The following is a 12,296-nucleotide window of genomic DNA, read 5'->3' as shown; positions in this document are numbered from 1 at the left end:
CGATCAATGTGGGAGCGGGCTTGCCCGCGATGATTATCTGAATACGCCGCGAATCTACCGCTCAAACAACTCCATCTGCTCAAACCCGCCGCGCAAATCCTCCAGCCTCACTCCCACCCCCAACAGCCGCACCGGCTTGCCGCCGCGATTGAACGCCTGCGTCAGCATCAACTGATAACTGCCAAGGTCGCGCCCTACCCCAGCCTGCTCCAGCGTGGTCTGGGTGAAATCATGAAATTTGACTTTGACGAACGGCTTGCCCGGTCGATAACTGCCGTCGATCCGGGCCATGCGGGTTTTCAGGGTATCGAGCAGCTCGGGCAATTTGTCCAGGCAACTGCGCAGGTCAGGCAGATCTACGTCGTAGGTGTTTTCCACGCTGATCGACTGACGGCGGCTGTCGTTGTGCACCAGACGGTCATCGATCCCACGAGCCAGATTCCACAAGCGCTCGCCGAAACTGCCGAATTCGCGCACCAGCGCCAGCCTGCCCCACTCGCGCAGATGCTGGCAGTCAACGATGCCGAGCTTGCCGAGCTTGTCGGCGGTGACCTTGCCGACGCCGTGCAGCTTGCTCACCGGCAGACCACTGACGAACTCCTCGACCTGATCCGGGGTGATCACGAACAAACCGTTGGGTTTTTCCAGTCGCTGGCGATCTTCGCCAGAAATTTGTTTGGCGCAACGCCAGCCGAGACGGTGATGTGCAATTGGTTGGAGACCCGGCGGCGAATGTCCTGGGCGATGCGCGTAGCGCTGCCGCCGAAATGCGCGCTGTCGGACACATCCAGATAGGCCTCGTCCAGCGACAGCGGCTCGATCAGATCGGTGTAGTCGGCGAAGATCGTATGAATTTCTTTCGAAGCTTCGCGATAAGCGTCCATGCGCGGCTTGACGATGGTCAGGTCCGGACACAGCTTTAATGCATGCCCGGAAGCCATGGCCGAGCGCACACCATAGGCGCGCGCTTCATAGTTGCAGGTGGCGATCACCCCGCGTCGATCCGCTGAACCACCCACCGCCAGTGGCTTGCCGGCCAGACGCGGGTCATCGCGCATCTCGATGGCGGCATAGAAACAGTCACAGTCGACGTGGATGATTTTTCGCTGGGTCATGTCGGAAAAAGACAACGTGGCAAGCCGGAGCGGCAGTATCTCATTGGTACCTGTATATAGCACCAGTGGTTGAATGTTCTTTTCCGACCGTAGGAGATTTCCGATGAATTTATTTTTTCAATCAAAGATCCGCGCGCAATAGAGCTGAAAGCCTTGCGCCACTTGCCCTGCGCGCCGCCCTCCCGCCGCGAAAATACGCTAAGCGCTTGAACCTCAACAGATTTATCCGGATCTACGGTTGACACGCTCGCGAACCTCTGTAGAATGCCGCCACACAGACGCGGGATGGAGCAGTCTGGTAGCTCGTCGGGCTCATAACCCGAAGGTCGTCGGTTCAAATCCGGCTCCCGCAACCAAACATCAGAAAAGGCTACTCGAAAGAGTGGCCTTTTTTGTGCGCGTCTGTTTTGCAAACGCGCGCCCTGCTCAATCGCCAGCGAAACGGCAATTTGTTGCATTTCCGAAACTTACGCATTACCTGCGACCGTTCGCCGCGATTTCGCAGTTATTTGGCCCATTCCAGGATTAGCGGTTGACACCTCGTCGTTCGCCTGTAGAATGCCGCCACACAGACGCGGGATGGAGCAGTCTGGTAGCTCGTCGGGCTCATAACCCGAAGGTCGTCGGTTCAAATCCGGCTCCCGCAACCAAACATCAAAAAAGGCTACTCGAAAGAGTGGCCTTTTTTGTATCTGTTGAAAAAGTCCTTTCGCAACAATGATCTGTCACTGTGCAGTGAACCGCTGGGGATCATCAGAACCACTGACTTGCGACTATGCTTGAGTCGCAGACAGGGTTTCTGCAATCCAGGAACTGCCCTCGCCGATGCCCGACGAGAGGCGTAGTATTTTGTGATTATTTTTTTCTACAGGGATTGGTAACTTGGCTGGATACCTCCATCCTGTCGCGCACAATCCAAGAGGTGATTGATGCGCGCCAACTCGTCTGATCCACAAGACACCGTTACAGCAGAACAACCGATCAAACCCGAGCGTTTGCGCTGGCTGGATCGATTAAGCAAATACCGTCAGCCGATCGGTCTGGCCGTCACGTTGCTGCTGTTTGCCATTGCCCTGATTGCCTGCCGCCATCTGCTCGCCGAGCTCGATCTCTATGCGTTGCATGACTCGATTCTCGACGTGCCGAAACCGGCCCTGCTCGGCGCCATCGGTGCGACCGTGGTCGGTTTCATCATTCTGCTCGGCTATGAATGGTCGGCCAGCCGCTACGCTGGCGTGAAACTGCCGCCGCGCACGCTCGCGCTCGGCGGCTTCACCGCATTTGCGATTGGCAATGCGATCGGCCTGTCGCTGCTGTCCGGCGGCTCGGTTCGTTATCGTTTATATGCGCGACTGGGCGTCGGTGCGTCGGAAGTTGCGCACATGACGCTATTTGCCAGCCTCTCGCTGGGCTGCGCCTTGCCGCCACTGGCAGCGCTGGCCACCCTGAGCAACCTGCCCGCCGCCTCGCAAGCGCTGGGGCTGTCCGAAATCTTGCTGGGCTCGGTCGCCGCTGCCGTATTGATCCTTGGTACGGTGCTGGCGATCGGCATCTATCGTCGTCGTCTGCCGGAACAACCCTACCCCGACAATCTGCTGGTCCGTGCCGGGCGGCGCACCCTGCGCCTGCCGGGTCGACGCCTGACCTTTCTGCAACTGGTGATCACCGCCCTCGATGTCGCGGCTGCCGCCACCGTTCTCTACTTGTTGCTGCCGGAAGCGCCGCCGTTTGCGCCGTTCCTGCTGGTGTATCTGCTGGCGCTGGCCGCCGGCGTGCTCAGTCATGTGCCGGGCGGCGTCGGTGTGTTCGAAGCGATTCTGCTTGCTGCATTTGCCGACAAGCTTGGCGCCGCGCCGCTGGCCGCTGCACTGCTGCTGTATCGCCTGATCTACGTGGTGCTGCCGCTGCTGGTCGCCTGCGTATTACTGCTGATCAACGAAGGCCAGCGCCTGTTTCAATCCCAGACCATGCGCGCGGCGTCCGGTCTGGCCGCGCCGGTTCTGGCGGTGTTGGTGTTCCTGTCTGGCGTGGTGCTGCTGTTTTCCGGCGCGACCCCGGAAATCGACACGCGCCTGGAGCACATCGGTTTTCTGATCCCGCATCGCCTGGTCGACGCCTCGCACTTCGGCGCCAGCCTGATCGGCGTCCTCTGTCTGTTGCTCGCCCAAGGTCTGCGTCGACGCCTGTCGGCGGCGTGGATGCTGACCACCATTCTGCTGCTGGTTGGCGCCCTGCTCTCGCTGCTCAAAGGCTTCGACTGGGAAGAAGCCACGCTGATGACGTTGACGGCCGCGCTGCTCGGCGTGTTCCGCCGCTCCTTCTACCGTCCGAGCCGTTTGACCGAACTGCCGTTTTCGCCGCTGTATCTGGTCGCCAGCCTGTGCGTACTGGGCGCTTCGGCCTGGTTGCTGCTGTTTGCCTATCAGGACGTACCCTACAGCCATCAGCTGTGGTGGCAGTTCACCCTCGACGCTGACGCGCCGCGCGGTCTGCGCTCGCTGCTCGGTGCGGCGGTGTTGCTGGTGATCATCTCGCTGACCTGGCTGCTGCGCACGGCGCGCCCGGTGATTCATTTGCCGACGCCGGACGAACTGGATCGCGCGGCGAAAATCCTCATGGCCTCGTCGCAACCCGACGGCGGCCTCGCGCTGACCGGTGACAAGGCGTTGCTGTTTCACCCCAACGATGAGGCGTTCCTGATGTACGCCCGCCGTGGCCGCAGTCTGGTGGCGCTGTACGACCCGATCGGGCCGAGCCAGCAACGCGCGGAAATGATCTGGCAGTTCCGCGATCTCTGCGACATCCATCACACCCGCCCCGTGTTCTATCAGGTGCGCGCGGAGAATCTGCCGTACTACATGGACATCGGCCTGACAGCGATCAAGCTCGGCGAAGAAGCCGGGGTCGATCTGCAACGCTTCGACCTGGAAGCCAAGGGCAAGGAGATGAAGGATCTGCGCTACACCTGGAACCGTGGCACTCGCGATGGTCTGTCGCTGGAAATCCATGAGCCGGGCCAGGCGCCGATGGACGAGCTGAAAGTGATTTCCGATGCCTGGCTGACCGGCAAGAACGTGCGCGAGAAAGGCTTCTCCCTCGGCCGTTTCAGCGACGATTACCTAAAGCATTTCCGCATTGCGGTGATTCGCTTCGAAGGCCGCCCGGTAGCATTCGCCAATCTGCTCGAGACCTACAGCCACGACCTGGCCAGTCTCGACCTGATGCGCGCGCACCCGGAAGCGCCGAAGCTGACCATGGAATTCATGATGGTCGGCCTGATTCAACACTATAAGTGTCACGGATACGCGCGCTTCAGCCTGGGCATGGTGCCGTTGTCGGGGCTGCAACCCCGGCGCGGCGCACCGCTGACCCAGCGCCTGGGTTCGATGGTTTTCCGCCGTGGTGAGCAGCTGTACAACTTCCAAGGCTTGCGCCGCTTCAAAGACAAGTTCCAGCCCGACTGGGAACCCCGTTATATGGCCGTGCCCGCCGGACTCGATCCGCTCGTGGCGCTGGCCGATACTGCTGCCCTGATCGCGGGCGGCTTGACTGGATTGGTGAAACGCTGATGATTCAACGCTCCCTGAAGTACATCCTGGCCGCCCTGCTGGTGCTGGCCGTGATTGCCGGCGGCGGTTACTGGTACCTCAAACGCCCGGCACCGGAACCGACCGTCGAACAGCTCAAACCCGCCGATGGCACGGTCATGACCCGCGTGATCCCCGGCAACAAGCCGAAGGCTCAGGTGCTGGTGGCCGTCACCGACGAACAGAAGCTTTCCGAGAAACAACTGACCACCCTCAGCCGCAGCGCTTCGGCGCAGATCGTTCAGGTGATTCTGCCCAAGGACTGCCTGCTGCAAAGCCGCGCCCTGCAATCGGGCCTGCGCGAACTGAATGGCCCGGCCACTCTGGTCAGCGGCATCGGCCCAGGCGCTGTGCTGGCGTGGCGCTGGCTGGCGGAACAGAAAGACGACAAGGCCCAGGCCGTCTCCGTCGATCTGGCCCTGGAAAAACCCGGCTGCACTCACCTGCTGCCGAAATCCGCCGCCCACGGCCACTGGCTGGTGGCGTGGAACGACAACCCGGACGACGCCAGCGCGGGCTTCGTGCGCGATCAGCCGAACGCCGAAACCAGCATCAGCGACTACGACATCAATCTGCCGCAAGTGCTGAACAACGAACTGCGCAAAATCCTCGTCGGCGGCGACAAGGCCAACGGCGGCCTGGCGATCCCGGTCGTGGAAGTGCCGGCCGGTCAGGCCAACGACACCGTGACCCTGTTCCTCTCCGGCGATGGCGGCTGGCGCGACCTCGACCGTGACGTGGCGGGCGAAATGGCCAAGATCGGCTACCCGGTCGTCGGCATCGACACCCTGCGCTACTACTGGCAGCACAAGAGCCCGGAGCAAAGCGCACTCGACCTCACCGAACTGATGCAGCACTACCGGCAGAAATGGGGCACCAAGCGCTTCATCCTCACCGGCTATTCGTTCGGCGCTGACGTCCTGCCGGCGATCTACAACCGCCTGCCAGAGAACGAACAGCAACGCGTCGACGCGATCATCCTGCTCGCCTTCGCCCGCACCGGCAGCTTCGAAATCGAAGTCGAAGGCTGGCTGGGCAACGCCGGCAAAGAAGCCGCGACCGGCCCGGAAATGGCCAAGCTGCCAGCGGCCAAGGTTGTGTGCATCTATGGCGAAGAAGAGACGGATGAAAGTGGCTGCACCGACAAGACTGCTGTCGGCGAAGCGGTGAAACTGCCCGGCGGGCATCACTTCGATGAGAACTATCCAGCGCTGGCCAAGCGTTTGGTGGACTTGATTCAGAAGCGCCAGAGCAAGGACTCGGTCGCCGAAGAGTGATCTGAAGCGCATCCACAAAAAAGCCCCCGCAACTTCACGGTTGCGGGGGCTTTTTACATCCCAACAGCCACCAAAATCCCTGTGGGAGCGAGCCTGCTCGCGAAAGCGGTGGGTCAGTTTACAGATTCGGCGACTGACACTACGCCTTCGCGAGCAGGCTCGCTCCCACAGAGAAAAAAGTGCCAAGTGTTTACTTTCGTTTACTTCCAGTCTCGCAATATCAGATGACGCCCACAGACCTTGTAGGCAAACTCCGAAACTCTTGTTGGGGCGCTGTGCCGCTCTATTGCGCTGTTTTTCGACGGGATACTCTCCGGAGGTCGCTGACCCATTCAGCGATCGGGTGTGGTAACCCGGAGAAACCATCGCAACAGCGCGCTCATCGAGTTATGGCGGCTGTGCGTGGGACGCCTTCTGGCGTGCCGGTTTCCTTGGTTCCCGGTTTACCACCCTGCGTACAGCTGCCTCCCTTTCGCGTGGTAACGAAAGTCTCGGCACTTCGAACCAAGGAGTAACACGATGACCGAAACTGATCTGCACGGACTCGCAAACGTTAAAACCATCGGCTTCACCCCTTTCCTCTACAACTCGGATCAAGCGTTCTTCAATGTCCGCTCCGGCGTCCCGATCATCAATGCCTTGTCCCAATCCTCCGACCTGCTGTCCCTTGCCAAATCCTTCGCAGAAGACGCCGCCTTCATCAGAGACACCGACCGCCATGCCTGGGCTGCGCATTACCTGACGGTGATGGGCAAAGCCTTGGTTGATGACGTGATCCAAGCGCTGATCCCACGACCTGCGCGGACGAAGACTGAATCTGAAGCTGATCTGTCTGAACGCACCTCTTGATTCAACCCAATACCCTGTGGGAGCGAGCCTGCTCGCGAATGCGGTGGTTCAGCCACCACATGCTTCGACTGACACTACGCCTTCGCGAGCAGGCTCGCTCCCACAGGGAATCAGCGGTGGTTTGAGGGATTGGGCACAGGCACAAAAAAGCCCCCGCCAACCACAAGGCTGACAGGGGCTTTTCAGTTGAGGTCAGGCTTACATCTCCACCTGCGTCCCCAACTCAATCACCCGGTTCAACGGCAAATTAAAGAACCGCAAATTGCCATTGGCATTCTTCAACATGAACGCAAACAACGCCTCACGCCAACGCGCCATGCCTTCCAGCTTCGAAGCAATCACCGTCTCGCGGCTGAGGAAGTAGGTGGTACGCATCGGACTGAAGTCCAGATCATCCAGATGACACAGCTTCAACGCCTGCGGCACGTCTGGCTCGTCGGTGAAACCGAAGTGCAGGATCACCCGGAAGAAGCCTTCGCCGTGCGCTTCGACCTCGAAGCGCCGCGATGGCGGTACGCGCGGGATGTCTTCGTAGACCACCGTCAGCAACACCACTTGCTCATGCAACACCTGGTTATGCAGCAGATTGTGCAACAACGCGTGCGGTACGGCGTCGGAGCGTGCGGTGAGGAACACCGCGGTGCCTTGCACCCGATGCGGCGGTTGCACGCGGATGCTGCTGATGAAGATCGGCAGCGGCAGCGCGCCTTCGTCGAGGCGTTCGACCAGCAGCTGTTTGCCGCGCTTCCAGGTGGTCATCAGCACGAACAGGGCGATACCGGCGATCACCGGGAAGGCGCCGCCCTGAACGATCTTCGGCACGTTGGCAGCGAAATACAGACCATCCACCAACAGGAAGCCGATCAACACCGGCACCGCAAGGATCGGTGGCCATTTCCACAGCAGCAGCATGACCGCCGACACCAGAATGGTGGTCATCAGCATAGTGCCGGTCACTGCGACGCCGTAGGCCGAGGCCAGTGCACCGGAGGATTCGAAGCCCAGCACCAACAGCACCACGCCGACCATCAGCGCCCAGTTCACCGCGCCGATGTAGATCTGGCCTTGTTCGTCGCTGGAGGTGTGCTGGATGTACATGCGCGGGATGTAACCGAGCTGGATCGCCTGACGGGTCAGGGAGAACGCGCCGGAAATCACCGCTTGCGAAGCGATCACCGTGGCCAGGGTCGACAGGCCGACCAGCGGAATCAGCGCCCAGCTCGGCGCCAGCAGATAGAACGGGTTGCGCGCGGCTTCCGGGTTTTCCAGCAGCAATGCGCCCTGGCCGAAGTAGTTGAGCACCAGCGCCGGCAGCACCAGCAGAAACCAGGCGCGGGCGATCGGCTTGCGACCGAAGTGGCCCATGTCGGCGTACAGCGCTTCCGCGCCGGTCAGCGCCAGCACTACCGCGCCGAGGATCGCTACGCCCATGCCTGGGTGCACGACGAAAAAATTCACCGCCCACATCGGGTTAAGCGCATGCAGCACTTCCGGCGTGTGGCTGATGCCGTACACACCGAGCGCGCCGAGGACGAGGAACCAGGTGACCATGATCGGCCCGAACAGAATGCCGATCCGCGCGGTGCCGTGGCGCTGAATCAGAAACAAGGCGACCAGCACCACCAGCGACAGCGGCACCACCCAGTGATCAATGCCGTCAAACGCCAGGCCAAGGCCTTCGATCGCCGACAGCACCGAAATGGCCGGGGTGATCATGCTGTCGCCATAGAACAGCGCCGCGCCGATCAGCCCGCACACCACCAACAGCGTGCGCAGGCGCTTGCGCCCCGCCGCTGCCCGCCGTGCCAGTGCGGTGAGGGCCATAATCCCACCCTCGCCCTGGTTGTCGGCGCGCAGGACGAACATCATGTACTTGATCGAGACCACCCAGATCAGCGACCAGAAGATCAACGACAGAATGCCCAGCACGCCGTCGTGATTGACCGCCACACCGTAACCGCCGGAAAACACTTCCTTGAGGGTGTACAACGGGCTCGTGCCGATGTCGCCATAAACCACCCCGACCGCCGCGACCAGCATGCTCAGCGGTCTGCTTGCCGAACCCTCGGCGCCCGCCGCATGACTACTTGCCTGACCCATCCAACACTCCTGATCTCGATACCGGCTTCTTTGATGGAAGCACTATGCTTTGAGTTGCAGCATGCGCTGTTTTACCTGTTGTTACAGACCAATGATTGACTGCACGAAATCGGTAAAGCTCAACGGCGCGAAGCATAGCGCAGCACTCGTCGTATTTCCCCGTATAAAGCTGGTCAAGTGCGTTGCCCGCCGCTAGAATTGCGCACTTTTTGATCAGAGGCGCGCCCTAAGCGCCCATCCGTCGGCTTGCGCACCAAGCAAGCGACGTCACAAAACACCGAGGTTAGACATGTCCACCACTCCTGCGCCGGCCAATCCAAAGGTTGGCTTTGTATCTCTGGGTTGCCCGAAAGCACTGGTCGACTCCGAGCGCATCCTGACCCAGCTGCGCATGGAAGGCTATGACGTGGTGTCCACCTATCAGGACGCCGACGTCGTGGTGGTCAACACCTGCGGTTTCATCGATTCGGCCAAGGCCGAGTCGCTGGAAGTGATCGGCGAAGCGATCAAGGAAAACGGCAAGGTCATCGTTACCGGCTGCATGGGCGTGGAAGAAGGCAACATCCGCGACGTACACCCGAGCGTGCTGGCCGTGACCGGCCCGCAGCAGTACGAGCAAGTGGTCAACGCCGTGCACGAAGTGGTGCCGCCGCGTCAGGATCACAACCCGCTGATCGACCTGGTGCCGCCGCAAGGCATCAAACTGACCCCGCGCCACTACGCGTACCTGAAGATTTCCGAAGGCTGCAACCACAGCTGCTCGTTCTGCATCATCCCGTCGATGCGCGGCAAACTGGTCAGCCGTCCGGTCGGTGATGTGCTCGACGAGGCGCAGCGCCTGGTCAAATCCGGCGTCAAAGAGCTGCTGGTGATCTCGCAAGACACCAGCGCCTACGGCGTCGACGTGAAATACCGCACCGGCTTCTGGAACGGCGCGCCGGTGAAAACCCGCATGACCGAACTGTGCGAAGCGCTGAGCACGCTGGGCGTCTGGGTCCGCCTGCACTACGTTTACCCGTACCCGCACGTCGACGAGCTGATCCCGCTGATGGCCGCCGGCAAGATCCTGCCGTACCTGGATATCCCGTTCCAGCACGCCAGCCCGAAAGTGTTGAAGTCGATGAAACGCCCGGCGTTCGAAGACAAGACCCTGGCGCGGATCAAGAACTGGCGCGAAATCTGCCCGGACCTGATCATCCGTTCGACCTTCATCGTCGGCTTCCCGGGCGAAACCGAAGAAGACTTCCAGTACCTGCTCAACTGGCTGACCGAGGCCCAGCTCGACCGCGTCGGCTGCTTCCAGTACTCGCCGGTGGATGGCGCACCGGCCAACGATCTGGATCTGGAAGTGGTCCCGGACGACGTCAAGCAAGACCGTTGGGAACGCTTCATGGCGCACCAGCAGGCGATCAGCTCGGCACGTCTGCAGATGCGCATTGGTCGTGAGATTGAAGTGCTGGTGGATGAGGTGGACGAGCAAGGCGCGGTCGGCCGTTGCTTCTTCGACGCCCCGGAAATCGATGGCAACGTGTTTATCGACAACGGCAGCAATCTGAAGCCGGGCGACAAGGTCTGGTGCAAGGTGACTGACGCTGACGAATATGATCTGTGGGCTGAGCAGATCTGATCTGAAGATCAAAAGCCCCTCACCCCAGCCCTCTCCCAGAGGGAGAGGGGAGCTGACCGTGTTGTTCTTTCTAGGTACATCGACCTGAGCTATCCGGTCGAACTCAGGTTTGAAAAGCACGAAGTTCAGCTCCCTTCCCCCTCGCCCCCTCTGGGGAGAGGGTTGGGGTGAGGGGGAGAGATCTTGCTGGCGACAGAAATAGCCAGCCAGACACCGCAACAAATCCAAAAAGCCCCGCTCTTTTCCGAGATACGGGGCTTTTTTGCGGCTATCGTTTAGCGGGGGACGGACTCCCTTGAACCGCACAAGAGGCACACGCACATGCGTCAGCATTCGGTCATCCACACACCGAAACTCAGCGATTACCAGGAACTGACCCGGGTCTGGGAGGCCTCGGTTCGCGCGACACATGATTTTCTGCCGGACAGCTATATCGAGCTGCTGCGCAATCTGGTGCTCACCCGCTATCTCGATGCGGTAATGCTGATCTGCACCAAGGACCGCCAGCAGCGCATCACCGGGTTTGCCGGTGTCGCGGCGGGCAAGATTGAAATGCTGTTCATCGATCCCGACCATCGTGGTCAGGGACTGGGCAAGCAGTTGCTGCGCTATGCGATCGAACGGCTCAACGCCGATGAACTCGACGTCAACGAACAGAATCCGCAAGCCTTGGGTTTTTACGAGAAACAGGGCTTCGAGGTGATCGGCCGCTCCGACGTCGATGGCATGGGCCAGCCGTATCCGCTGCTGCATATGCGCTTGCGGCAGTCCCAACAGCGCGCGAACCATGCCTGACACAACCTGGAACCCTGTGGGAGCTGGCTTGCCAGCGATGCAGACGCCGCGGTGTACGAGAAATACCGAGTTGATACCATCGCAGGCAAGCCAGCTCCCACAGGGAATACCAACACCCTGCAAATGGAACCGGGCTTAACCGCTTCCACACAGGTACAATGCCCACCCCTTTTTTGTTACGGCCCCGTCATGACTGACCCGATCCGCCTCTCCAAACGCCTCATCGAACTGGTCGGTTGCTCCCGCCGGGAGGCCGAGCTGTTCATCGAGGGCGGCTGGGTCACCGTGGACGGCGAAGTCATCGATGAGCCGCAATTCAAGGTCGGCGAGCAAAAGGTCGAGCTCGACAAGGACGCCAAGGCCACCGCGCCGGAGCCGGTGACCATCCTGCTTAACGCGCCCGCCGGCATGGATGTCGACAGCGCCATGCAATCGCTCAGCGCCGAAACCCTCAGCGAAGAGCATCGCTACGGCAAGCGTCCGTTGCGCGGGCATTTCCTGCGCCTGACCGCCAGCGCCGACCTGCAGCCCAAGGCCAGCGGCCTGCTGGTGTTCACCCAAGACTGGAAAATCCTGCGCAAACTCACCGCCGACGCGGCGAAGATCGAGCAGGAATACATCGTCGAAGTCGAAGGTGAGATGGCTGCCCACGGCCTCAACCGCCTGCAACATGGCCTGACGCACAAGGGCAAGGAGCTGCCGCCGGTCAAGGCCAGTTGGCAGAACGAAAACCGTCTGCGCTTCGCCATGAAAAATCCGCAGCCGGGGATCATCGCGCAGTTCTGCGAAGCGGTCGGCCTGAAGGTCATCGGCATCCGCCGCATCCGCATCGGCGGCGTCTCGATCGGCAAGGTCCCGCTCGGTCAGTGGCGCTACCTGTCCGGCAAAGAGAAGTTCTAGAACTTCCACTGCCGCCACACATTTCGGCAGTGCTTACGAGCGCTGC

Annotated in this window: 7 protein-coding genes, 2 tRNA genes and 1 pseudogene; 8 read left to right on the top strand and 2 right to left on the bottom strand. The window is 60.8% G+C overall.

What is annotated here, in order from left to right; all coding sequences use genetic code 11:
- Window positions 1–54: 54 nt before the first annotated feature.
- Window positions 55–1,115 (bottom strand): annotated as a pseudogene (gene dinB / locus AB4O12_RS00445) (DNA polymerase IV).
- A 279-nt stretch (window positions 1,116–1,394) separates the two neighbouring features.
- Between dinB and AB4O12_RS00440 the strand changes: the two are divergent.
- From AB4O12_RS00440 to AB4O12_RS00420, 5 genes are all read left to right on the top strand, one after another.
- Window positions 1,395–1,471: transfer RNA gene (locus AB4O12_RS00440), tRNA-Met, on the top strand.
- A 217-nt stretch (window positions 1,472–1,688) separates the two neighbouring features.
- Window positions 1,689–1,765 (top strand) — tRNA-Met (locus tag AB4O12_RS00435).
- 279 nt (window positions 1,766–2,044) lie between these two features.
- Window positions 2,045–4,684, top strand: a complete 2,640-nt coding sequence (gene mprF / locus AB4O12_RS00430) for a bifunctional lysylphosphatidylglycerol flippase/synthetase MprF (RefSeq protein ID WP_460060078.1) — start codon at window positions 2,045–2,047, stop codon at window positions 4,682–4,684.
- Window positions 4,684–5,979, top strand: a complete 1,296-nt coding sequence (locus tag AB4O12_RS00425) for a virulence factor family protein (RefSeq protein WP_252877594.1) — start codon at window positions 4,684–4,686, stop codon at window positions 5,977–5,979. The genes mprF and AB4O12_RS00425 overlap by 1 nt, the downstream gene beginning before the upstream one ends.
- A gap of 519 nt (window positions 5,980–6,498) precedes the next feature.
- The gene (locus AB4O12_RS00420) at window positions 6,499–6,828 is read left to right on the top strand and encodes a DUF3077 domain-containing protein (protein WP_460060077.1); all 330 of its coding nucleotides are present in this window, start codon (window positions 6,499–6,501) and stop codon (window positions 6,826–6,828) included.
- A 198-nt stretch (window positions 6,829–7,026) separates the two neighbouring features.
- On the opposite strand, the gene AB4O12_RS00415 is transcribed toward AB4O12_RS00420, so the two are convergent.
- Entirely contained in the window at window positions 7,027–8,868 is a 1,842-nt protein-coding gene (locus AB4O12_RS00415; protein ID WP_460062520.1) for a potassium transporter Kup, read from the bottom strand.
- 349 nt (window positions 8,869–9,217) lie between these two features.
- Between AB4O12_RS00415 and rimO the strand changes: the two genes are divergently transcribed.
- The 3 genes from rimO to AB4O12_RS00400 all read left to right on the top strand — a co-directional run bounded on the left by rimO (window position 9,218) and on the right by AB4O12_RS00400 (window position 12,250).
- On the top strand, window positions 9,218–10,555 hold the full coding sequence (gene rimO / locus AB4O12_RS00410; RefSeq protein WP_024011887.1) for a 30S ribosomal protein S12 methylthiotransferase RimO: 1,338 nt from the start codon (window positions 9,218–9,220) through the stop codon (window positions 10,553–10,555).
- 321 nt (window positions 10,556–10,876) lie between these two features.
- Window positions 10,877–11,350, top strand: coding sequence for a GNAT family N-acetyltransferase (locus AB4O12_RS00405; protein ID WP_056783318.1), 474 nt, complete (start codon window positions 10,877–10,879; stop codon window positions 11,348–11,350).
- A gap of 189 nt (window positions 11,351–11,539) precedes the next feature.
- Window positions 11,540–12,250, top strand: a complete 711-nt coding sequence (locus tag AB4O12_RS00400) for an rRNA pseudouridine synthase (protein WP_039762586.1) — start codon at window positions 11,540–11,542, stop codon at window positions 12,248–12,250.
- Window positions 12,251–12,296 lie beyond the last annotated feature (46 nt).

The organism is Pseudomonas sp. S2_A05 (genome assembly GCF_054668485.1).
This window is presented reverse-complemented; position numbering and strand designations above follow the sequence as displayed.